At 58.8% G+C, this 23,817-nt stretch carries 18 protein-coding genes; 8 read left to right on the top strand and 10 right to left on the bottom strand.

What is annotated here, in order from left to right; translation table 11 throughout:
- Positions 1 to 68: 68 nt before the first annotated feature.
- Genes hisS through hisG form a run of 3 tightly spaced genes read left to right on the top strand, consistent with a single transcriptional unit; the run spans position 69 to position 3,366 of the window.
- Entirely contained in the window at positions 69 to 1,580 is a 1,512-nt protein-coding gene (gene hisS / locus CLV77_RS15160; RefSeq protein ID WP_076980381.1) for a histidine--tRNA ligase, read from the top strand.
- Positions 1,580 to 2,671, top strand: a complete 1,092-nt coding sequence (locus CLV77_RS15165; RefSeq protein ID WP_076980382.1) for an ATP phosphoribosyltransferase regulatory subunit — start codon at positions 1,580 to 1,582, stop codon at positions 2,669 to 2,671. Before hisS ends, CLV77_RS15165 begins: the two co-directional genes overlap by 1 nt.
- The gene (gene hisG, locus CLV77_RS15170; RefSeq protein WP_076980383.1) at positions 2,668 to 3,366 is read left to right on the top strand and encodes an ATP phosphoribosyltransferase; all 699 of its coding nucleotides are present in this window, start codon (positions 2,668 to 2,670) and stop codon (positions 3,364 to 3,366) included. The genes CLV77_RS15165 and hisG overlap by 4 nt, the downstream gene beginning before the upstream one ends.
- Before the next feature lie 25 nt (positions 3,367 to 3,391).
- Here the strand turns inward: hisG and CLV77_RS15175 are convergent, their stop codons facing one another.
- Positions 3,392 to 3,823, bottom strand: a complete 432-nt coding sequence (locus CLV77_RS15175; RefSeq protein WP_076980384.1) for a DUF1489 family protein — start codon at positions 3,821 to 3,823, stop codon at positions 3,392 to 3,394.
- A 118-nt stretch (positions 3,824 to 3,941) separates the two neighbouring features.
- Between CLV77_RS15175 and CLV77_RS15180 the strand changes: the two genes are divergently transcribed.
- Both CLV77_RS15180 and CLV77_RS16445 read left to right on the top strand, forming a co-directional pair.
- On the top strand, positions 3,942 to 6,461 hold the full coding sequence (locus tag CLV77_RS15180; protein WP_076980385.1) for an adenosylcobalamin-dependent ribonucleoside-diphosphate reductase: 2,520 nt from the start codon (positions 3,942 to 3,944) through the stop codon (positions 6,459 to 6,461).
- Between the two features lie 401 nt (positions 6,462 to 6,862).
- Positions 6,863 to 7,327: a hypothetical protein gene (locus CLV77_RS16445; RefSeq protein ID WP_143815109.1), complete on the top strand. Its 465-nt coding sequence runs from the start codon at positions 6,863 to 6,865 to the stop codon at positions 7,325 to 7,327.
- A gap of 190 nt (positions 7,328 to 7,517) precedes the next feature.
- Here the strand turns inward: CLV77_RS16445 and CLV77_RS15190 are convergent, their stop codons facing one another.
- The 9 genes from CLV77_RS15190 to hsdR all read right to left on the bottom strand — a co-directional run bounded on the left by CLV77_RS15190 (position 7,518) and on the right by hsdR (position 21,483).
- Positions 7,518 to 7,862, bottom strand: a complete 345-nt coding sequence (locus tag CLV77_RS15190; RefSeq protein ID WP_076980387.1) for a hypothetical protein — start codon at positions 7,860 to 7,862, stop codon at positions 7,518 to 7,520.
- A 304-nt stretch (positions 7,863 to 8,166) separates the two neighbouring features.
- Positions 8,167 to 11,421 (bottom strand): DEAD/DEAH box helicase, encoded by a 3,255-nt coding sequence (locus CLV77_RS15195; RefSeq protein ID WP_211285982.1) that lies wholly within the window; start codon positions 11,419 to 11,421, stop codon positions 8,167 to 8,169.
- Between the two features lie 34 nt (positions 11,422 to 11,455).
- Positions 11,456 to 12,340 (bottom strand): hypothetical protein, encoded by an 885-nt coding sequence (locus tag CLV77_RS15200; protein ID WP_076980389.1) that lies wholly within the window; start codon positions 12,338 to 12,340, stop codon positions 11,456 to 11,458.
- A gap of 14 nt (positions 12,341 to 12,354) precedes the next feature.
- Positions 12,355 to 14,043: a hypothetical protein gene (locus tag CLV77_RS16610; RefSeq protein ID WP_197685744.1), complete on the bottom strand. Its 1,689-nt coding sequence runs from the start codon at positions 14,041 to 14,043 to the stop codon at positions 12,355 to 12,357.
- Between the two features lie 164 nt (positions 14,044 to 14,207).
- A complete protein-coding gene (locus CLV77_RS15210; RefSeq protein ID WP_083707815.1) occupies positions 14,208 to 14,924 on the bottom strand; it encodes a CBS domain-containing protein in 717 nt (238 codons plus the stop codon).
- On the bottom strand, positions 14,921 to 16,720 hold the full coding sequence (locus tag CLV77_RS15215; protein WP_076980390.1) for a restriction endonuclease subunit S: 1,800 nt from the start codon (positions 16,718 to 16,720) through the stop codon (positions 14,921 to 14,923). The genes CLV77_RS15210 and CLV77_RS15215 overlap by 4 nt, the downstream gene beginning before the upstream one ends.
- Entirely contained in the window at positions 16,717 to 18,156 is a 1,440-nt protein-coding gene (locus tag CLV77_RS15220; protein WP_233128138.1) for a type I restriction-modification system subunit M, read from the bottom strand. Before CLV77_RS15220 ends, CLV77_RS15215 begins: the two co-directional genes overlap by 4 nt.
- A 9-nt stretch (positions 18,157 to 18,165) precedes the next feature.
- The gene (locus CLV77_RS15225) at positions 18,166 to 19,014 is read right to left on the bottom strand and encodes an FRG domain-containing protein (protein WP_083707816.1); all 849 of its coding nucleotides are present in this window, start codon (positions 19,012 to 19,014) and stop codon (positions 18,166 to 18,168) included.
- On the bottom strand, positions 19,015 to 21,483 hold the full coding sequence (hsdR, locus tag CLV77_RS15230; RefSeq protein ID WP_076980393.1) for an EcoAI/FtnUII family type I restriction enzme subunit R: 2,469 nt from the start codon (positions 21,481 to 21,483) through the stop codon (positions 19,015 to 19,017). It lies immediately after the preceding gene.
- Positions 21,484 to 21,834: 351 nt separating this feature from the next.
- On the opposite strand from hsdR, the gene CLV77_RS15235 reads away from it, so the two are divergent.
- The 3 genes from CLV77_RS15235 to CLV77_RS15245 form a co-directional block, all read left to right on the top strand.
- Entirely contained in the window at positions 21,835 to 22,386 is a 552-nt protein-coding gene (locus tag CLV77_RS15235; protein ID WP_076980394.1) for an RNA 2'-phosphotransferase, read from the top strand.
- 449 nt (positions 22,387 to 22,835) lie between these two features.
- Entirely contained in the window at positions 22,836 to 23,387 is a 552-nt protein-coding gene (locus tag CLV77_RS15240) for a hypothetical protein (RefSeq protein ID WP_076980395.1), read from the top strand.
- The coding region (locus CLV77_RS15245) for a hypothetical protein (protein ID WP_157802075.1) at positions 23,380 to 23,817 on the top strand (438 nt) is incomplete at its 3' end. The genes CLV77_RS15240 and CLV77_RS15245, both read left to right, overlap by 8 nt.

A 23,817-nucleotide genomic window follows, 5' to 3' on the forward strand; every position in this document is an offset into this window, starting at 1 on the left:
GCCCTGTCTTGCCTGCCTCGTCCAGCCCGTATACACGGCTCGGCGACAGCGGCGAAGGACGGTAAGCGATGGCCAAGCAGAAGAAGACCCCCCGGCCCAAGGCGGAAACCCCCAAGGGATTCCGCGATTATTTCGGGGCCGAGGTGCAGGGCCGCAAGGCGATGCTGGACATCATCGGGCAGGTCTATCACCGCTATGGGTTCGACGCGCTGGAAAGCTCGGCCGTCGAGACGGTCGAGGCGCTGGGCAAGTTCCTTCCCGATGTCGACCGCCCCAACGCCGGCGTCTTCGCCTGGCAGGAGGATGCCGAGGGTGAGAAACCCGGCGACTGGCTGGCGCTGCGCTATGACCTGACAGCGCCTCTGGCACGGGTCTATGCCCAGCACCGCAACGATCTGCCCACCCCATACCGCCGCTATGCGATGGGCCCGGTCTGGCGCAACGAAAAGCCGGGGCCGGGGCGTTTCCGCCAGTTCTATCAATGCGATGCCGACACGGTTGGCGCGCCCTCGGTCGCCGCCGACGCCGAGATCTGCGCCATGCTGTCCGACACGCTGGAAGCGGTTGGCATCCAGCGCGGCGACTACATCGTGCGCGTCAACAACCGCAAGGTTCTGAACGGGGTGATGGAGGTGGCCGGCGTGCTGGACCCCGCCGATCCCGACCGTTTCGCCGATGAGCGCGGCATCGTGCTGCGGGCCATCGACAAGCTGGACCGGCTGGGGACGGGGGGCGTGCGCGCCCTGCTGGGCGCGGGTCGCGAGGACGAGAGCGGCGATTACACCAAGGGCGCGGGCCTCTCGGAGGCGCAGGCCGATGTCGTCATGGGCTTCATGGAGGCGCGGCGCGAGGACGGGGCGGCCACCGTGGCGCGGCTGTCCGAGCTGGTCGGGGACTCGGTCGTCGGGCGCGAGGGCGTGGACGAGCTGCGCCAGATCGCGGATCTGCTGGCCGCCCAGGGCTATGGCCCGGACCGGATCGTCATCGACCCTTCGGTCGTGCGCGGGCTGGGCTATTACACCGGCCCGGTGTTCGAGGCCGAGCTGACCTTCGAGATCCTGGACGAAAAGGGCCGCAAGCGGCAGTTCGGCTCGGTCGCGGGGGGCGGACGCTATGACGATCTGGTCAAGCGGTTCACCGGTCAGTCGGTCCCGGCCACTGGCGTTTCGATCGGCGTGGACCGCCTGCTGGCGGCGCTGGCCGCCAAGGGGCTGGGGGAGACCGCTGAAGAGGGTCCCGTCGTCGTCACGGTCATGGACCGTGAGCGCATGGCCGATTACCAGTCGATGGTCGCCGAGCTGCGCAATGCCGGCATCCGTGCCGAGGTCTACCTTGGCAACCCCAAGAACTTCGGCAACCAGTTGAAATATGCCGACCGGCGGGGCGCCCCCGTCGCCGTCATCCAGGGCGGGGACGAGGCCGCCCGCGGCGTGGTGCAGATCAAGGACCTGAAGCTGGGCGCCGAGATCGCCCAAAGCGCCAGCCTGGAGGAGTGGAAGGCCCAGCCCGCCCAGTCCGAGGTGCCCCGCACCGATCTGGTCGCCGCCGTGCGCGGCATTCTGGCCCGGACCGCCGGCTGATGTGGCGCACGCCCGAGGTTCGCGCCGAGGCCGCGCGCCTGATGGCCTGTTTCCGCGATGCGGGCGCGATCGAGGTCGAAGCCGACGTGCTGCTGCCCGCCGACACGCTGCTGGACCTCTACGGCGAGGATATCCGCGCCCGCGCCTTCACCACCGCCGACCCGCTGCGGGGCGAACAGATGCTGCGCCCCGACTTCACCGTGCCGGTGGTGCAGATGCACATGGCCGAGGGGGCCGAGCCCGCCCGCTACACCTATGCCGGCAAGGTCTTTCGCCGTCAGGAGGAGGATCCCGACCGGGAGACCGAGTATCTTCAGGTCGGCTACGAGCTGTTCGACGGGGCCGATCCGGCCGGGGCGGATGCCGAGGTTTTCGCCCGCATCGCCGGTTGCCTGCAGGGGCTGCCGGTCACGGCAACCACCGGCGACATGGGTCTGCTGATCGCGGCGGTCGATGGGCTGAGCACGACGGCCCGGCGCAAGGCGGCCCTGCGTCGTCATATCTGGCGCCCGGCGCGGTTCCGCGCCCTTCTGGAGCGGTATTCCGGTCGCGCGCCGGTCCCGCCTACCCGGGCCGCCCTGCTGGCCTGCGAGGGCGATCCGCTGAAGGGGGCCGGCAAGGCCATCGGCCTGCGCACCGCCGAGGAGATCCGCGACCGGATCGCGGCCCTGCACGAGGATGCCGCCGAGGCGCCGCTTTCGGGCGAGGAGACGCGGTTGCTGTCGGCCATCCTGTCGCTGAAGGGGCCGGCCGAAGGGGCCTTGAAGCAACTGCGCGACCTGGCGCGCGAGATGGCGAGCCTGACCCCCGCGCTCGACCGGTTCGAGGCCCGGCTGGAGGCCCTGGCCGCGCGCGGCATCGACGCGGGCGCGCTGGAATTTGCCGGCAGCCACGGCCGCGCCAGCATGGAATATTACGACGGTTTCGTCTTTGCCTTCGCCGCCGATGCCCGGCCCGAGCTGCCCCCGGTGGCCACGGGCGGGCGCTATGACGCGCTGACCGGGGTGCTGGGGCAGGGCAATTCGATCCCGGCCGTGGGCGGGGTGATCCGCCCGGGTGTCACACTGGCCCTGCGGGAGGGCGGCGCATGAGCATACGTCTCGGGGTGCCGTCCAAGGGGCGGCTGATGGAAAAGACCTTCGACTGGTTCGGGGAGCGGGGCGTGGACATTCGCCGCACCGGCTCGGACCGGGAATATGCGGGGGCCGTCGGCGGGATCGACGGGGTCGAACTGGTGCTGCTTTCGGCGGGCGAGATCCCGCGCGAACTGGCCGCAGGGCGTATCCACTTGGGCGTCACCGGCTCGGACCTGGTTCGCGAAAAGCTGCCGCGTTGGGACAGGCTGGTGCAGGAACTGGCGCCGCTGGGCTTCGGCCACGCCGATCTGGTGATCGCGGTGCCGAAATTCTGGGTCGACGTGGACACGCTGGACGATCTGGATGCCGCCGCCGCTGCCTTCCGGGCGCGGCACGGCCACCGGCTGCGGCTGGCCACGAAATACCACCGGCTGGTGCGCGAATACCTGCGCCGGGCCGGGGTGGCCGATTACCAGCTGGTGGACAGCCAAGGTGCGACCGAGGGCACGGTCAAGCACGGCACCGCCGAGGCTATCGCCGACATCACCTCGTCGGGCGAGACCCTGCGCGCCAACCACCTCAAGATCCTTGAAGAAGCGCCGATCCACCAAAGTCAGGCGACGCTGTTCCGTTCGTTGACCGCGCCCACCGACGAAGGTCAGGACCGGACGCTGGACGCGCTTTCGCGGACGCTGGGTCTGGCAGGCTAAGGCCCAGGCCAAGACCTGGCGTGGGTCAGCGCACGCCGATCTCGGCCAGTGCGGCAAGCAGGGCGGGGGGCAGCGATGCCTCGGAGGCGCGGCCTTCGGGCAGGTCCCGGGGCGCCTGATCGACCGGCAGGTAGCGCCAGCCCTGGAAGGCGCGGCGGGGGGCGGCCTCGGTGCGGATGATCCGGGGGTCGAGCACGATGGCGCACCGGCGGATGCCGTCGGCGCCGACCCGCTCTTCCAAGCTGCTGATCCGCTGGCGCGCCTGGATCAGGCCCTTCATCACCCAGAAGATCGACCCGCCCGCCAGAAGCTCGGCCTCGCGCTTGGGCCACATGCGGGTGACGTGGCAGGGCAGGCCGTCCGCGTTGCGCGACCGCTTGGTTTTCTGCCAGGCCACCAGGTCTTCGACCGACTTGGCTCCGACGCAGAGTTTTACCAGATTTATATGATCTACCATGACCGCTCCACAACACCTTGCGTAAAGATAAGCCGAAAAGGCATATCTGCAAGTTGACCGCACCCCCGTCTCGGGCGTAATCTGACAGACCCTTTCCCAGACTTCAGGACACTGCCTCATGACCCGTTTTTCCGCCCCCATCGCAGAGCAGATCTGGGACATGAAATACCGCTTCAAGGAGGCCGATGGAACCGCGATCGACAAGACGGTCGAGGACAGCTGGCGCCGCATTGCCCGCGCCACGGCGGCGGTCGAGGCGGATCCGGCCAAGTGGGAAGGCAAATTTTTCGAGGCCCTGGAAGACTTTCGCTTCCTGCCCGCCGGTCGGATAACCGCCGGCGCCGGGACCGGTCGCGCGGTCACCCTGTTCAACTGTTTCGTGATGGGGACCATCCCCGACAGCATGGGCGGCATCTTCGACATGCTGAAGGAAGCCGCGCTGACCATGCAGCAGGGCGGGGGAATCGGCTATGACTTCTCAACCATCCGGCCGCGCGGCGCGGGCGTGATGGGCGTGGCCGCCGACGCCTCGGGGCCGCTGTCGTTCATGGATGTCTGGGACGCCATGTGCCGCACGATCATGTCCGCCGGTTCCCGTCGCGGGGCAATGATGGCGACCATGCGCTGCGACCACCCGGACATCGAATCCTTCATCACCGCCAAGTCGGACCCGGCCCGCCTGCGGATGTTCAACATGTCCGTGCTGGTCACCGACCCCTTCATGGAGGCCGTCAAGGCCGACGGCAGCTGGGATCTGAAATTCGACGACAAGGTCTACCGCACGGTTCAGGCCCGCGATCTGTGGAACCGGATCATGCGCTCGACTTACGACTACGCCGAGCCGGGCGTGATCTTCATCGACCGCATCAACCAGAAGAACAACCTGGCCTATTGCGAGACCATCGCCGCCACCAACCCCTGCGGCGAGCAGCCCCTGCCGCCCTATGGCGCCTGCCTGCTGGGTTCAATCAACCTGGCGCGGCTGGTCACGGATCCCTTCGGCGATGCCGCGGCACTGGACGAGGCGGAGCTTTCGGATCTGGTCGCCACCGCCGTGCGGATGATGGACAACGTGGTCGACGCCAGCCGCTTCCCGCTGGAGGCCCAGAAGCAGGAGGCCGAGGCCAAGCGCCGGATCGGCCTGGGCGTCACCGGCCTTGCCGACGCGCTGCTGATGGTCGGCCTGCGCTACGGCTCGGAAGAGGCCGCGGCACAGTCGGGCAAGTGGCTGAAGGCCATCGCCCGCGCGGCCTACCTCGCCTCGACCGAGCTTGCCCGCGAGAAGGGGGCCTTTCCGCTGTTCGACGCCGAGAAATACCTCGCCAGCGGCTCGCTCGAGGATATGGACGAGGACGTGCGCGAGGCCATCGCCACCCACGGCATCCGCAACGCCCTGCTGACCTCGATCGCGCCCACCGGCACCATCAGCCTTTACGCCGGCAACGTCAGCTCGGGGATCGAGCCCGTCTTCGCCTATGCCTACACCCGCAAGGTGCTGCAAAAGGACGGCACCCGCACCGAGGAAGAGGTCGTGGATTACGCCGTGCAGATGTGGCGCGAGAAGTTCGGCGACAAGGAGCTGCCCGACTATTTCGTCAACGCCCAGACCCTTGCGCCGCTGGATCACGTGCGCATGCAGGCCGCCGTGCAGCCCTGGGTCGACAGCTCCATCTCGAAGACCATCAACTGCCCCGAGGACATCAGCTTCGACGATTTCAAAGAGGTCTACATGGCCGCATGGGATCAGGGCTGCAAAGGCTGCACCACCTACCGGCCCAACGACGTGACCGGCAGCGTGCTGAGCGTGTCCGAGGAGAAGAAGCCGGAAGCCGAGGAGCTGACAACGCCTGTGGAACGAGTGAAATGGGCACAGAGAAACGCTGGATATGAAACGCAAGTGAGCGCTTGCGAGGCTCTTGGCATATCGAAATCGCGCTATAACAATTGGCTCACCGGCGACAATGAAATTTCAAGAGACGCAGCTAAGCTGATTGGCGACAAGTTTCAGGTAGATCCCGGCTGGATCCTGTTTGGAGACGCCCGCGCCCCCGAGGTCGTCACCCGCGACGAGTCCGACCCCAATACGCCCCACGGCGACGTGGTCTACATCTCCGAGCCGCTGGACCGCCCCGAGGCGCTGGAGGGCAACACCTACAAGGTCAAGTGGCCCAATACCGAACATGCGATCTACATCACCTGCAACGACATTCTGCTGAACGGCCACCGCCGCCCGTTCGAGGTCTTCATCAACTCCAAGAACATGGAGCATTTCGCCTGGACCGTGGCCCTGACCCGAATGATCTCGGCCGTGTTCCGGCGCGGCGGTGACGTCTCGTTCGTGGTCGAGGAACTGAAGGCCGTGTTCGACCCGCGCGGCGGTGCGTGGATGGGCGGCAAATACGTCCCCTCGATCCTTGCGGCCATCGGCGGCGTGATCGAGCAACACATGATCGCCATCGGCTTCATCGAGGGCGAGGGCCTGGGCCTGAAGTCCGACCCCCACGAATCCGGCGCCGAAGTCGTCGCCATCAACGAGGCACCCCGCGGCCCCTCGTGCTCCAGCTGCGGCAGCCACGATCTGCGCATGGTCGAGGGCTGCAAGACCTGCGGCAGCTGCGGCTATTCCAAATGCGGCTGACGGGGCATCGCCTTGGTTGAAACGGTGAAACTGAAACCGATTAATGGCCAGTGCCGGTAGTTTTTTGGCCATTATGAAAGCAAATACTGACCACTGGGATCTGATCCCAGTGGTTTTCTCATTTGATGTGAAGATGGTTCCGGCAGGCGGATCGTCAAAATAGAAAATTGAGAAACCGAGCGCTTTGAGAGTAAATCCGGGTGCTTTTCTCGAAAACCGTGAACATTATTGCCGTTCCCGACATGCGCGGTGCGATGCGTGTCGGAACTGAATCTCGCGCCCAGGAGAGGCAGGTAATGCTCTCGCGTCGGTTCAACCCGATTTAGACTACAGTCGGAGTCTCTGCTGAGAGTGTTCAGTGTGACCGATGTCGCGAAGCGGTGGGACCACGGGGTTGCAGGATGACGGAAGGCAAAACTAAAGGCCGCGGTTTCCCGCGGCCTTCTTCCATCTCAAAGATGGTCGAATGGTGTTCGCTCGAAGACGGCCTCAATGACCTGACGAATACACCTGGGTTCGGAGCTGCTTTGACGTTAGCCGGATGGCTGCCCTCCATTTCTGGTGGCCAATGTCCCTTGGAGCGTCTCTATCGCGGCTTCGGCTGCCAGCCGATCGGACACCAGCCATGCTTGCCGCAGCAGCTCCGCAAGGTGATCCAGAACGATCTGAAGCTGTCGACCGGCCTCAGTGCCTCCGACTGTGAAAAGCTCGCCTTCCTCGGTATGCTCAACAACAGGTGCTCCTCCGGCCTGTGCCACTGTGTCCCTCAGTCTTGGGATGAGATCGGCAGCGGAGGCAAGTTCAACAGCCGACAGCAGGCGGTCTGGTGGAAGGCTCAGGAAGTGATCCAGATCGAAGCGTGCTGATAGCGGCAGCCACTCGCGGACATCCTGTGCCGCGGATTGCAGGCGGCGTCGGGAGGCAAAAGCATCCGCAGCAAGTTCTGTGATGGGGGACCCGGATGTCGTCGGAAGGAATGTCATGCAATTCTCCTCAGAAGTGCCTTGGGCGGTTTGCCAAGGTTTCAAGTTGGCGCGCGTTGCGCGCCAGTTTGGATCACGCTGCGAAGTAATCGATTGAGCTCCTTGCTTCACGCAGGCCGTCGAGCAAAAGGCAGATCTCCTCTACCACCGGGCTTCCAGGGTCGATCATTGCGAAGCGCTCCGCTTCGATCCGTTCCGGATCATCTACGTGACGTAGCGCCAGGAGGTCTTCGAGCATGTCGAGCTGGCGGTTCATGCTGCGGGTCACCGGCGAGACGATGCACATGTCATCGACGAGGCGCTTCACGCGTTTCTCGGCGGCGTCGCCGCCCAAGAGAGACGCAGCCGAGCATAGCGCGCCGGCATTGGTCAGGATGAAGTCAACATGGCGAGGTGTGAACTGGTAGTCACGGGGCATAGGAAATCTCCTTGCTGGTGTTGACCCAATTCGGTCAACGTCAAGTTCGTCCACGTCCTCACTTCAGACGCTTCAACAAGAAGATTGGCTGGTTTGTCAGGAGGCGAAGTAACTTTTTTTCAGGAAGCAGAAATTTCTGTTCGTCGCCTTGAAAACCAATATTTCAATTAGGTATCTGGGCTTGCGTCGCAGGTGTGGTGATACGAAAACGTGAATTGCGCCTCTTGATTTCAGGCAGCAAAGGCGGGTTCTTCTGGGGGAAACTCGCCGATGCTGGCTGATACTGACGCGGCAACAGTTTCTGCTACTCGTCGTCCAAGTCACCCAAGGAATCGAACAAACTGCCTACAATTGCGGTCCTGACTTCTTCACGAACCTCTTCGATAGATTTCGACGGATCTGCGGTGAATTTGCTTTTTATTTCTTGAAAGCTATTGAATGCCCCAACTCGAGAAGTGCTGATGGTTTCAAGTCGAAAGGCGTTGTGGTGCATGTCGTAGTCGCCGGCTTTCACCATTTGCTGAAGAAATTCGACGACCGGAGGCGGCGCGAAGCCTGTTTCAAGCTCCATGCGCCTTGCGACTTGATCCAGCAGGCCGCAAAGAAACCCCAGATCAGGCAAAATTCGGATTGCGAACCGGCGAGCCCTGTGGGCCGTCGAGGATTTCGAAGCTTGCTGTTTGACGGCTCCCTCGTATTTACGAATGAATAGCAGGAGCCAAGATTCCATTTCCAGTAGAGTGCTTCCCGAGCACCACATTCCTGTCAGTTCTTTGATTGCTTGAACAATTTGTAGAGCAGCCGTCTCGCGATCTGGACGATTGGTGTAAGCGCGTCCAAATACGGCCTGGAGCGAGGTCTCTCGAATAAAGAGTGAAAGTTCGATAGGTGACTTAATTGTCAAGTCCAGGAGCCATCCAACCCACGCAACAGTGCTAGTAGAGGATGTTGGTGCTTGGCCAATAGCGCTGGTCAAGCGTTCGATGATTTCAGGGGGGATTCCATTTCTGACCGCCAGTTCCTTTTGCCATTCAAGGACAGGTGGGTCTTGAAGTTTTGTATGTGCATACTGAAGTGCGATTTTCCGTGACTCGAGCCATGCGTCGGCTTTCTTTTCGTCGAGTGATTTTTTGACAAAGTAACCTAATGAGCGTTTCGCAATGCTGTCGAAACCTGTCACCCCATCGTTGGAGACAGATGACAAGCGGCGAATCATGGCCTGAATTTTTGGGGAGCTGCTGCCTTCAGATGCCTCTACTTGGTCCAGCAACAATGCGATGGGGTCGACGACATCTTCGCAAGCGTCCTGATCTGAAAAGACAATCGAAAGGGGCTTCTGGTTTTTCGTAAATTTCAAGTCGTTTGGATTTATGCGAATTGGATGAGCCGGAACAACAATTGCCAGGCCGGTTGCGGAATAGCCGGCACGCCCAGCTCGACCAAGGGAGTTTAGGATCTCATGTGGTAGAAGGTCGGAGCGGGGATTTCCATCAGGATCGTCTTGAACGCTCCTGTCAGTTCCCGCCAAAATCACGACATCGCAGGGGAGATTTAGACCCTGAGAAATAGTTGAAGTTGCTGCGATTACTTCGAGCCCATGGTTTGGTTCGTCTGGATTTCGACGAGTCCGAAAAACACTTTCTGTCAGACGTCTCTCCAATGGAAGTAAGTCTCCATGGTGGACAGCTGCACGGCGATCCTTCGGGCTGTATGCCGCCTTTGAAGATCCGACATCCATGATAATTGAACTGAGCATAGCCTTCTGTGCCTCGTCCAAATCGACCTTGGCTGGCTCGAGAAGGTCGTCGATCGCGGAGGCGACACTGCTGCACCCTCGTGTATCTTGGCAGAAAACGATAACCCGTTTTCCGCTGGCGGCGAACTCTGCTGCGATCTGCGATGCTACAATATTTCGGTTCGAAGTTGGATATCCGCTCTGGCTGCGAGTGAGCGGTGGCGCTTGCTCTGTGAGTCTGCGGACTGCAAGTTTTTCAGGGTTTTGGGGGTGCCAACCTGACACCAGTGAAAACAAACCATAGGGTTTTACTGGTAGGTGTTTTCGACCGCTTTTCGTCTCAGCTTTGTCTGCATTTGCCATGGCGTGACGGACTTCGGCGTCGTCGTAAATAACGCATGAGCGCAACTGACGGGTTGGTTTCCAAGGGTCGTTGAAATATTTGGCAGCCTTGTCACCAAATGAATTCAGCCATTTTGAAATTTCTTCTCCGTTGGAGACCATGGCGGACAAAAGCAGTAGATCTGCATCTGGTCTGTTAGCCATGAACGACAGAAGCGACAGCATCGCATCAATTGCTCTGGGATTGATCTTTGATGTGCGCTTCGGGTCATCGGTTCCTATCAAGTGAAATTCGTCAAAGACCAGGAGGCCAACCTTGTCGAACAGCTCTGGAGCAGAACCGAGCAGTGCAAGACACCTTTCTGGGGTCATGACTGACAAAGGTGGAAGCCTATCGCCCAGTTCATCCAGAGACGTTTCTTCGACGCTTGTAGGTTCAAGATTGCCTACTTCCCCTGTAAGATCGGCTTCTACTTGATCCACCAGGGCATGCGTTGGGGCAAGGTAAACAACGCTTTCCCCAGCGCACAGTGTTGCAGCGATTTTTAGGATGGACAAAGTTGTTTTGCCCGAGCCAGTAGGCGAAGTCATGACCATGGAATTTCCACGGCTCAGGTAACCAGTTCCGACGGCTTTCAGGTGGTTTGTCCAAAGGAATGGGCGCGTTTGCGACTGAGAGAGAACCCATTGCTTCCAAGATGTTGGATCGGCACCTTTCGGAGGAGTCGTATTTACCAGCATTGTCGCGCGGGTTCTTGGCAATAGACGCAAGAGCAAAGTGGCAAGATGGTGTGGGCCTGCAAATTGTTCTTGCACTATGATGTCAAATTCTGAGGGAAGTGTAACTTCCTTTGTATCAGCCAGGGAAATTACCTTTAATAGTCGATGCTCGACGAGCTCTCTTTCTTTGATGCCGCCGAGTGCTTCGCTTGCAAGCGTCTGAAGCGCATAAGCGCACTCCCGAAACAGATAATCGGCTGCGTCTTCACGGGTGTCTTCGTCGGGTATCCAGTCGCTGTCTAAATCGCGTTCGGTGACTGCCAATAGATCGCCCCTGGCAAATTCTCTGATCGACAAAATCAGCGAACGTCTCGTGGCTCGTGGCTCGCCGCGTGCACGAAGTTGCAGGGCAGCTTCAGAAGCATCTGCTGCACGGTCTGCGATCAAGAAGAGCAGCGTGCTGGAAAGAGATGCGCCTACTGCATCGCTTGTAAGCGACGTGGGCGCAGTGTTTGGCCGGGTCGTGGCTTGTGAGATGATCTGGTATGCACTGGCGGCGACAAAGGCTGTTGCACTGGTTTGCTCAGGTCGAAGATTTAGAGCAACATAAGCTTCAAAAGTTGTGGCCAAGCGGCGCACACGATCAAGCATTGGGATTGTGAACGCACCTTCGCCGTCAGTGGCTCTTGCGCGGATTGTAGCCAGCTCCATATGTGCAGCCGTCAGAAATTGATCCAATGTATCGGCATCCAGACCGGGCAAGTCCGGCGCAGAGCGCAGTAAGCGGCGAGAGCTATCATCGAACAATCGAGGGGTCCTCCAGCTTTGCGATTTCTCGCACTTTTTCAGCTACTTCCTTGGCAAGATTCTCGAGGCCTTGACGCACATTTCCAAAAGCTATGACCCCGCCCATCCGCGAGGTGATCGGCCCTGGGGCGATAGTCTCAAAACCTCTCAAAATGTGGTCAAATCCGTCAGCGCTGCGGTGGTCCTCACTTGTTGCTACCGAAACGCGAAATTGGCGCACGTTCTCCCAGAAGATGGCATCAACGACTTCTTCCTTGGCTTCGTTGTCAAGGTCCGGAACGCCTTTCAAAAGCGTCGTCAGGTCAGCAAGAATCTCGTCATCTCGGTCGCCTCGGCGTATTTCAGAAATTTCCTTCCAAACGCTCTTTGTGATTAGGGGGCGCGGATCTTCGGATGCTTTGTCTTCACAAAGGATTATGCGTTCGAGTCGCGAGTGTGTTTCGTCGAACTCAATGATGAACCCATCGAAGCCTTTGTCGGCCTGTCTTACATGTGGCGAAGTCATATAGGCTTGGGGGGCTGCGCGACGAGCGACTATCCACGACAAGTGTTGAAACAAGAGACCGTCGCGATGCCATATCGCTGTTCTCGTTCTATTTTTTGCCTGGTCCTTTTCTTTTGGGGTTCCGTTGTGAAGGAGGTCCAGGTCGATCTGCTTTGGGCCGGCCAATTTGGCAATAACGTTATCAACGATCCGACCCTTTGGCGGCCGCTTTTTCGGTTCCAGTTCTGATATAACTCGCAGAGCGTTCTCTTCTTGCTGGATGTAAAGATAAGCCAGGGCCGAAACGAGTTGGCTTCGTTCCGAGTCACGTATTGACCACTCTGTGAATTCGCACTCATTTGAGGGGCGGGGCGTGATGAGAATGGGCATATGGGAGCCAATGCTTATTGAGAGGTTGCAGGCCGTGACTCTGCATCGCGGACAAGCATGATCAGTCTCCGAAACTCGGCGTCGTCGGCGGCCTGTTTCCAAAAGTTGATGAACCGGCAAACGAGCTGCACGTTTGATGCTTCATAGTGACCGTTGCTGTCGATCCGATCCAGGGACGGTAGCATGTTTGGGTCGTCATGAGCGCCTTGGAACTGAAACGGAAGACCGGTGATCGCGCACCGATTCCCCTGAATCTCCAGCAAGTCGCGGATGCGCTTGTCCAACTCTGCGTCGGTCATGCGGAGCTCTTTGTCTTTGACCGTTCTGGGAACCACCTGACCGTTCGAGTTGAACACTGTCTTGTTGACCGAATATTTGATGTCCGCGATCGACTTCTCACGGGCACCCAGATGCCGATCGTTGACTTTGCCGCTGGCTTTCAATTCGCCGTTGGCAGCCTGCTTCAAGAGTGTGCTGAAAAGCCAGCACCAGGAGTGGACGTCGATCAGCCTCACGCCTTTCAGACCGGCCTGGTTCGCGATGTCGCTCCTCAGATCATTCAGGACGCTGTTGAAAGCCTGGTAGTTCTCCCATGAACAGTTCCGGAGCGTCTTGAGATCGATGCCGAGCTCACCGAACACCCTGTCGAAACCCGTTGGTTGGATCGGCATGAAGCGATCCATGTCCTTGAGGAAGAACAGGTAGGCCAGCAGAGGATACTTCCCGTCCGTGATGTCGCGCAGGTCTTCGAAGATTGACCCTTCATCGCGGCCGCTGCGATACAGATCGAAGAACAGGCGCTCGAACCGCTGGCGGTCTGAAGTGCTACGTTGTGCTTCGAGCATAGAGCGATGGTCGCGCTGCGCATGTCCATATCGGTTCTGCCAGAAGACCATGTTGTTCGTGCGGTCTCCGTGCGTCGCCTGGATCTCGATGGACGAGATGACTTTCTCCAGGATGTTGCCGGAGCCGATCTGACCTTCCGTCCATTGGTCTGCCGCCAGCAATTGCAGCGCATAGTCCCGAACTCGTGGTTTGTAGCTTTCCCAAGCTGCAATCAGGCCCTCATCAAAGCGTGTGAAGGGCACGTCGGATTTCTGCGTTACGAGGTCTTGGAACTTTGCATATGAGGCTGGAAAGTCCGCAGGCTGGAAGGGGCGTTTGTTGCTCCCAAAGGCTTCCCTCAGCGGCGCGTTCACCGAGCCTCCAACCAGATCAGGCTCCCCGTAGACAGGCACTTCGGTCACATGCAGTGCCATTGCCTTTTCGATTTCGTCGGGTTCGATGCTTGGGCTCCAGGCCGCGATCGCGCGTCCCTTTTCCGGCTGGTAGGTCCGAAAGGCAATCTGGTCGAGCCGAGCCGGAGTGTTCACCCGCCAAGCGCGGCGGACAGGCATTGCATAGGTCCATTTATCTGACCAGCCATTGTCTTGCTTGCGCTTCATTCCTGTGGCCGAAGCCTTGTCGATATCCCGAATAGCAGTGGGTTCGATCTGTAGGAAACCCAGTATCCGCAGCTTGTCGCCAGGGTTCGTGCTGCCGGACCCGGCCCCATAGATCATGATGAGATCACCTGGTGCAATCTTGTCCATGACGTGCTGGCGATTGGTTTCTTTGGACCAGCCGATGTAGCCGTCTTCCTCGGGGCTGAAGCCAAAGAAAGAGCGGAGCCAAATGTTGGGAAACTGTTTATCGCTGGGCATGCCTATTTTACCTTCAATGCATAAGTGTCCGAAATCAGTGCCGGGTGAAGGACGGCTTAAAGAAATCGGCAACCGTCAGGCGACGGACGTGCCGCGGGAAATTTCACGGATCGACCGTATGACAGATCGCAAATCGATCTTCATCTCCATCCTCACCCCTCCTATCAGCGCCGTTCCACTGTCATGACGTCCCAGGGAGTTATCAAACGGTGGACTGGCTGGTCTGCCTTTCCGGAAGCAGTCACGAAGACGGCGCCAACTCGGCTGGTCGGTGTTTCAATGGCTCGAAACATCTCTGTCAGATCGTCGACGGAAGTGTATGGGCGGACGAAGCGGAATGTCTCCGTATGCTGAGCGTCCAGCTGACAATGGGGGAAAATGTCTTGGATCGTCATGGTGCGCGAGACGATTTGCTCGGCGTCGTGCCACAGGTAGTCGAAGATTGCCGCCTCGTTGAACACGCCAATCAGAACATTCTGGTCGTCGAGGATTGGCAGATGGCTGAAGCCTGTTCGCTTCATGTCATCGGCAAGCTCTCCGAGCTGATCCGTCAGCTCCGCAGTTTTCATGTCTTTGCGCGATACGCCGACCGAATTCGCCGACGGAGGGTTGCGCAAATAGTTCAGGATGCCTTCGACTTCGGCAAGGAAGTCAGGTGAAACGATCACCGCGTGCCCCTGGGCTTTGTGTTTGGGATGTTGAAGCGCGTGGCGAATATCCCTGATGTAGCGGAGCATGTCTCGATGTCGCCTGACACCCTGATCACGCTGGGTGGCTGCCTCGATCTCGAAGGAGTGTGAGCCTTCCATCTTGGCGCGGTTGTTCACCTCCTTTACCAGCCCCTCATAGATCCGGATGAACCTCTCGGTCGTTTCACTCATTCTGCGGCCTCCAGGGTGCCTGTGGCAGGTTCCAGCGCCTCGTGGAGGAGGGCTTCGAGGAGGCGGGTGCGGGTGGTGTCGGCGGTGGTCAGGGCAGCCTCCAGCCGGTCGCAGAGGGCCATTAGGGCATCGACCTTGGCCACGATGCGGTGTTGTTCGGCGAGGGGTGGAAGCCCAATCGGGAGCTTTCTAAGAGCGCCTAATGACACAAATGGCTGTGCGCCCCCGGAAGCTTCGTTCTGTAGTCGGTTCGCCAAGTCTTCCATATAGATTTTGATGAATCTCGGAAGGGTCGAAGCGGTGTCGTAGTATTTGAACAAAGCGACGTTCTTGATGCTGAATGGCCTGGGATCGTTCACCATTACCTGGTTGCCAATGTTCCCGCCGATCATGGAGAATAGAATGTCGCCGACATCAACCGCAGAGCGCTTCGAAATCTCTATATGGTCAGCCAATGAAATTCGTTTTGCGTTTTGGAAGTCAATTTCGCCAGCTTTGAAATCCTTGCTGGTTACGAGTGGTATCGCGTTGGCCTCTTCGCTGGCGGCTGGAGTGTCGTGTGTTCCGTCGCGCACATCGATCACGTTCTGAAGGAAATCGAACGCCCAACCACAGGGTTGGATAGTTGGCATGTCGGCTAATTTGAATTCGCCAAGCGGTCGATCTCTCTTGCGTTTTCCTGATCGAATTTCTTCGGATTTGGTTTGTGCAATTTTTTCAAGCAACGCCGACGCCGGTTCAGCCGCAGGGTCCTGTTCCACCAGTTTGCCGCGGACGGCGAGGTTGAGGATGGTTTGGCGGAGGGTTTTGATCTGGTCGGGGCGGGTAGTGAGGGACGGCAGGGCCTCGAGGGCGAAACGGGCGTGGGCGGGGAAGTCATCTTCGCTGGTCGCGGAGCCGGACGCAAAACCGGTTCCCACTTTTGCTGGCTCCGCTTGTGCCGTGGTATCCGGGGCGGTCAGGCGGGCGAAGCTGGCGGCGGTGAGCTTGTCGCGCACCTCCTCCCGCGTCTTGCGGGCCTCCTCCAGCCGATCACAGAGCGCCATGAGCTCATCGACCTTGGCGACGATCCGGTGCTGTTCGGCGAGAGGGGGAAGCGGGAACGGAATGCCAGCGACGATCTTTCCTGACACTTCTTTGAAAGTAGTGCCTGAAGCTTTTGCATCTATTTCCGGAGCGAGGGCCTTCAGGGTTAGGGCAATGAATTGCGAACATTCGGAAATGTAGGGGACAACGGACTTAAAGCCTTGATTGGTCGCGATGGGGTTCTCAGCGATAGCGACATAGCCGATCGGTGCACGACTGGTGAACAGAACCGATCCGGCTGGCATCAGGGTCGCAGATGATGTGCTGAGACCCTTATCAGAGAGGTCGCGAGTGCCACGGGAGATGTATAGATCGGTGTAGCCGCCCAAGTCGGCCGGTGTGAGCCAAGCTATGCCGGCGCCCGGCGTGTCGAAGTTCGAGGAATCGCCCGCTGAAGGTGTTCCGCCGCCAACTATCGCACCAACTGAATCCAAGCGGCACCATTGCCAGGAAGTGGGAAGATGATGTGGATGAATGAGCTCATCGTCACTGCCAAGTTCGCGTGGTTTTTTGATGGCCTTGGTCTTGATGAGGTATTCTTTGCCGGCGAGAAGCCTACGCAAGAGAGTAGATGCAGGCTCATCCCCCGCATCCTGCTCCACCAGCTTCCCACGCACCGCCAGATCCAGCACGAAGCGCCGCAGCCGCACGATGGCGTCGGGGGCTTCGCTGATCTGCTCGTAAACCTCCAGCAACCGATCCGCGTTCATCGGGCCAACGCCTCGGTCAGGATGGCCTTCAGCTCAGCCCGTAGGCTTTCGACAGACGCCTCTGCCTTGGTCAGATCGTTCAGCAGGTCTTCGGGGTTGCCGTGGTCATCCTCGACCACATGGGGGTTCTTGATGTCGAGGTTGAAGCCGCGTTCGCGGATCGTGTCGATCGAGACTTTCCAGGCCTGTTCGTTTTCTTCGCGCCCCACACGGCTCGCCCCGCCCCACCACGCGGCGCAGTCATCCAGATGCTCCAGCTTGATGGGCCGGGTCATGGAATAGGCCTTTTGCCCCTCGGGCACACGGTGTTCCCAATACCAGACCTCTTTGGTCGGCGTGCCCTTTTCAAAGAACAGCAGGTTGGTGCCGATGGAGGCGTAGGGTTTGAAGACCGAGTTGGGCAGGCGCACGATGGTGTGCAGGTTGCATTCGGTCAGCAGGTGTTCCTTGAGCCGGGTCTTGATGCCCTCGCCAAAGAGTGAGCCATCGGGCAGGACCACCGCGGCGCGGCCGTTGTTCTTGAGCAGGCGGATGATGAGGGCGAGGAAAAGGTCGGCGGTTTCGCGGGTCTTGAAGGCGGGGAAGTTGTTTTCGATCCCGTCCTCTTCCTTACCGCCGAAGGGCGGGTTGGTGAGGACGATGTCGACGCGTTCATCCTTGGTCCAGCTGATGAGCGGACGGGCGAGGGTGTTGTCGTGCTTGACCCATGACGGCTCCTCGATGTTGTGGAGGAGCATGTTGGTCGTGCACAGCATGTGCGGCAGCGGTTTCTTTTCCACGGCGCGGAGGGAGGCCTGCATGGTGGCCTCGTCCTCGGGTCGCTTCACGTATTTGTCGCGCATGTGCCGCATGGAGCAGGTCAGGAAACCGCCGGTGCCGCAGGCGGGGTCCATCAGGATTTCGCCCGGGTGCGGGTCGATCTGCTGAACCATGAAGGAGGTGACGGCGCGGGGCGTGTAGTATTCGCCGGCGTTGCCCGCGTTCTGGAGGTCGTTCAGCAGCTGTTCGTAGAGGTCGCCGAAATGCTGACGCTCGGTCAGAGAGTTGAAATCCACCTCGTTGATCTTGTTGATCACCTGCCGCATCAGCGTGCCGGATTTCATGTAGTTGTAGGCGTCTTCGAAGACGGAGCGGACGACCTTGGCACGGGGCGTCGTGCCGGGCAGTTCCTTGAGCGTCGGGAACAGGTCGTCGTTGACGAAGGCCAGCAGGTCATCGCCGGTGATGCCTTCGGGATCTGCGGCCCACGTGCGCCACTGGAGGTGCTCGGGAATGGGGGAGGTGTAGTCGTCGCGGGTGAATTCCAGAGCCTCGTCCTGGTCGTCGATGATCTTGAGGAAGAACATCCAGACAAGCTGGGACAGGCGCTGTGCATCACCGTCGACGCCGACGTCCTTGCGCATGATGTCCTGAATGGATTTGACGAGGTTTCTCATGGACATAGTCTAATCACCGAGCTCAGTTTTGATTTGTTTGGCGACGGCCATAAAGGTGTCATCGCTGTTGGGGTAGAGTGCTTGTCGCGATATTTGAGGAAATGTGTTGCGGCTCCAAAATGTTCTTTTTTCAAACTTGAACTTGGCCAACAGTCTTCGCCCAAAGTCGACCTCAAACGATGAGTAGTTTTGCTTTTCGGCGTAAACGCTGATGTCTGGATATTCTCCCAACAAATATCCTTCCTGGATATGTGGCCGACGCGCTTGCGGTGGGCAAACACTCGAAAGTCGAACTGTCTGGAGACCTGCTTCCATATCAGTAGTGACCGTTCCGGAGATATTCGGAACCCCGAGGGCAAAAACATATCCATGGCTATCGTCGTGCAATGACGCGAACGAAGCTGCGACGCGGAGTGAGTAGGTCACATCGAGCAATGGCGTCTCACAGATCTCATAGTGCTGTAGAATGGACCAACGTAGAATTCGATATTTTTTTATCTTTTCATTTCCGGCAACCGGCGCATCTAACCATTTTTCTATTAAAAGTTTTTCTGCCCTGCGGAGCTTCTCGAATCGAGCTTCAATCGGAGACCTGGTAACCGTAGAATCGCGTCCACGAAATATTCCCGGCCTTATTGAAGTCATTTTGTTTTCGTCTGTGTGATCGGCGGATTGGCCGCGAAAAACCAGAACGTATTCTGGGTTTAGATACTGAACTTCTGCAATCTTGTCGGCCAAGTCTAAATAGTTTTTGACAGGAGTGGGTTTTGATTTTCTAATCTCACCGTTTGTTTGCTCGACGGGAATTCCCCCTTGCGCCGGAATATTCAGCAACTTGGATTTTCCAATAGTCCTCATCTAAGCGCTTTCTTCATATAGGGCGTTTTGAAGGTCGTGAACTGCCCGCAGATAGTCAGGTTTCTTACCAAAAGCCCGCATGAGCTCGATTGGCGTTCCCATGTGGGAGAAGGGGTTGATTTGGAGGATGTTCGTATCGTCGAGGTCGAATACCCCTTCATCGGCATACTTTTCAAGCAGGGCTTCCAGAACAGCTCGGGCTTGCTCACCGTAGCGGTTGAAGACATCACGTTTCTTGACGTTCTCGGCCCGCTCCTTTCGGGTCAGCGGCTTGGCGTCGAAGGCGATGTGGCAGACCAGGTCGAAGGGGTCGAGGTCCTGGCCGAGTTCGGCTCCGATCAGGTTCAGGTCCAGGCCTTCCTCTGCAAGCTCATCCAAGATCGCCTGCTTGCGTTCCTCGGCATTCCAGCGCCGCAGGAAATCATCCATCGAGGCGAAGCGGCGCGTAAGGTGTTTGCGGGTGAAGTCTTTCAGGCTCTCCGTGATGAGTTTCCCGTCGGCGTCCAGGTATTCGACCCTCTCCTTGATGATCGTCGCGCCCACGCCATCGACGTAGATCTTTCGCACCGGCCCGGTGTCGTCACCTCCGCCGGGTATCGCCGCGTCACCGCCGAGAGTGGGATCGATGAGGATCTCAAGTTCATCCCCGCCGCTCGGATCTTGCCCGCTGGTCCCCTCATCGCCTGACGGGGCATCGGTGTCTTCCGGGGGCAGCATCGGATCATCGCCTGTGGGCTGGTAGATTTGCACCGGGTCGCCGTCGAAATCAGGATCGGCGAAGTGGTTCGTCGCGCCGCGGAAATCCATGAGGGTGAAGTAGTATTTTCCCGTGTCCTGATGCACACGTGTGCCCCTGCCCACGATCTGTTTGAACTCGGTCATGGACCCGATCTGGCGGTCAAGAACGATGAGGCGACAGGTCTGTGCGTCGACGCCAGTGCTGAGTAGCCGGGACGTCGTGACGATGACCGGATAGTCCGCCTCTGGGTCAATGAAGTTGGCAAGCTGGTTGACCCCTTCTTTGTCGCTGCCGGTGATCCGCATGACATAGCGGCTATCCTTTGCGACCAGGTCCTGGTTTTCATTTATGAGGGCCTGCCGCATGCGGGCGGCATGCTCTTCGTCGACGCAAAAGACGATGGTCTTCTGCATCCGCTCGCCGCTCTCCTTCAGGAATTGCGTGACGCGCTGGGCAACCAACTTTGTTCGATCATCGATGACCAGGACCCGGTCGAAATCCTTGGTGTTGTAGATGCGGTCTTCGACTTCGATGCCATCTCGGTCGACCTGTCCAGGCTCCGGCCTGTATCCCTCGACGTCGCGATCGATATGACACTTGATGACCTTGTATGGCGCAAGAAATCCGTCATCGATGCCCTGCCGCAATGTGTAGGAATAAACGGGTTCGCCGAAGTAATTGATGTTGGATACGTATTCGGTTTCTTTCGGTGTCGCCGTGAGGCCAATGTGGGTGGCGCTCGAAAAATGATCGAGGATTTCCCGCCAGGCCGAGTCCTCGGCTGCACTTCCGCGGTGGCACTCGTCGATGATGATCAGATCGAAGAAATCTGGCGACAACTCCTTGTATATCTTCTGTGATTCCTGGGGGCCTGTGAGCGCTTGGTAGAGACCCAGGTAGATCTGATAGGCGGTGTTGATCCGTCTCTTCTTGTCGACAGCCAGCGTCAGGTTTTCGGTGCTGCCGTCAGGGCGTTCGATTGTCTTGGACTGCGAGGACAACTTGGCCATGTCGCCGATGAAGGGCCGGAAGTCATTGACCATGGTCTGGTCGATCAGGATGTTCCGATCCGCCAGAAACAGGACACGCTTTTTCGCCCCCGATTTCCAGAGGCGCCAGATGATCTGGAACGCGGTAAGCGTCTTTCCGGTCCCTGTCGCCATGACAAGCAGGAGACGCTCCTGGCCTTTGGATATCGCCTCGAGGGACGCGTTGACCGCGTTCATCTGATAGTATCGTGGCGTCTTGCCATCATCGAAATAGGGATGAAACGCGGTTTCTGCCTGGCTGTCCGACAACTGCTTCCAAGCTTTGTATTTTGCGAGCAGGGTTGCAGGGGATGGGAAGCCATCGAGGCCGATCAGCGCCTCCATCTCCGCCGACTGTCCGGTCCTGTCATGGAAGACAAATCCGTCGCCGTTGGATGAAAAGGCAAATGGAACACGAAGCATATTGGCGTAGGTCAGCGCTTGCTGCATCCCGTCTCCTACGCTGTGCTTGTTGTCCTTGGCTTCAATAACCGCGATCGGGATGTTGGGCTTTAGATAAAGGACGTAGTCCGCACGCTTCTTTTGACCGCGCGCCACCATGCGGCCGCGGACGATAATTCGCCCGTCGGTCAGCGTCTTTTCTTCCGCGATCTGGGTCTTCAGATCCCAACCAGCTGAGATCAAAGCCGGCATTATGAATTTGCTGCAAATATCTCGTTCCGAGAGAAAGCGTTTTTCCATTTCGACCTTCCCACAAGTATTTGAACAGCCTACCGGATCAACCGCCGCGCACAAGCTCCCGCGTGCCAAAAAAGAACGCACGTGCAAGACCAGGGAGAGCCCTCTCAAAAGGAAGATGTGCTTCGGAGGCAGCGCCATTGTTTCAGCCAAGGTGCGTTGCAGCCATTATTGGTCGCCGCGTCCTTCAGGAGATTTGTTTCGCGATCAATTTCGGCTGCTGAAGAATAGCCAAGATTGCTGGTGCATGAAGCCGCAGTTCAATGTCCTGATGGTGGAAGGGAGCCCTTCGTGATGGCCCTTCCTGGAGTTGCGCCGGGCGGATTGCACCTGTGAATTTTCGGGGGACGAGCCATGTCGCGCCAAGGTAGATTTCTGAGTTTGATCCTGAGGCACCGGCCAGATCTGGTTGGTCTTGAACTCGATCCGGCAGGATGGGTGCCGGTGGATCGGTTGCTGCGAGCACTCAAACAATCCGGCCGGGGTATGTCGCGCGATATGCTGCTGGAGCTTGTTGCCGCTGACGACAAGCAGCGCTTCACGGTCGCGGAGAACGGGGAGCGTATCCGTGCGGCGCAGGGGCACTCTGTCGACGTCAATCTGGACCTCAAGCCGAAGATCCCTCCAGCAACACTCTACCATGGAACCGCTCGCAGAATGCTGGATGAGATATTCTCCGAAGGCTTGCTCCCCATGAAAAGGCGCCAGGTTCATCTCAGCGCCGATCCGGCGACGGCCAAAGGCGTTGGAGGCAGGCACGGGGAACCCATCGTGCTGACTGTCGGCGCGCTCGATATGCACAGCGCTGGCCACGAATTCTTTCAGGCTGACAACGGAGTTTGGCTGACTGACGTCGTGCCACCGCAATTCCTGGGCTTCGCGACCCTGAGCGAAGACGACACATAACCAGCCTAAGGGACCGTCGATGACCAAGGCGTCTTGGAGGCTTGCAGGACGCGGACTTCGGTTGCCGGTCCGGGTGGGTCCGTCTCCCTCAGCAACGTTCCGATCTGATGGTCTGCATATCGCGCCCGAGTTTCTTGCATGACGCTCATCTGATGCAGGGCTCCTGTATTTTTTAACTGCAAAATCAATTAATTATCACTGATTTCGCAAATTTCTTCTGCATTTTTGAAAAAGGCCAATCTTCTCAACAGTTCCGAAGCGCGGAGGCGCGCTCGGGTCACATGCAACGAGCGCGTCCGCGCTCAATCGAGAGGGAACTTTTCATGTTGGAATTGCCAGATGGGACCGTCCATCTTCCGCGACCGTCAACGGCCCAACGACGAGTCGCGAAAGGCCGCCGGGAGCATTTCACCGGACAGTTGAATGTCGGGCCTGACGAAGGCACGTGCATGGATATCGAAAGCTACACCGAGCTCCAGGTGGCCCTGACACTCCTGGCTCGGCCGGAAGTGGTGCACGTCGAGAACCAGGTGCCATTCACCTATCTTGGCACCGACGGCGAACCTGCAAGGCATTTCTTCGATTTCCTGACCACTCAGAGCGACGGGTCACGGATCGCGGTCATGGTCAAATCCGCCTATCGGTTCAGCAAGCCATCCGTTGCGGAAGAACTGCGGTTCATTGGCAGTCAGGTGACTCCGGATTTCGCAGACCGCGCTGTGGTCATGACTGAAAAGCACTTCGGTCCTCACGAGTTCCACAACGCCGAAATCATGCATGAAATGCGATGCCCTGATCCTGTGGTGGACGCCTCTGCGCTGCGCGTTGTGCGGCAGGTCGTGGGCGCGGTTCGGATCGCCGATCTTGTAGATGAGATCGGCCAAGGTGGTTCCGGATTTCGGGCTGTAGTCCGCCTGATCCGCAACCGTCACCTCCTGATCCCGGAAGGGGTCAAGATTTCCTACGAGGCCACCGTGACCCGGGAGTTCCGCGATGCTTGATATCATCCCCAGCCCGATTTTGCCTCGCTATGCGTTTGACGTCAACGACGAGATCCTCATCGATGGTCGCCAGTTCCTCTACTTCGAAACGCGGGGGAATGATCACCTGTTTATGCCCGCCGACGGAAATGGTGTGGTGCAGGGGTTCAACAATAGCCAGATCGCTCGATGGCTCGAAAAGGGCAAGTTCGAACACACCCCGGCGCGGATGGGTATGCAAGATGCCGCCATCCCTGCGCAGTTCTTGAGTCTTTTCAGCAAAATGGAGAAGGAACGCGCGGAAATCCGCGAAGCGTTGATTCTGGCATTCCTGGAACTTCATGCCAGCGGAAAGGGGCTCTGTTGCACAAATCGCGTGAGGGATTCATCTTGTGAATCCAGCGTGGTAGCCGGGCTCCATGAGCAAACCGACATCCCCGACCTACAAGAC

It is taken from the genome of Brevirhabdus pacifica, assembly GCF_002797755.1.
GTDB classification, from domain to species: Bacteria; Pseudomonadota; Alphaproteobacteria; order Rhodobacterales; family Rhodobacteraceae; genus Brevirhabdus; species Brevirhabdus pacifica.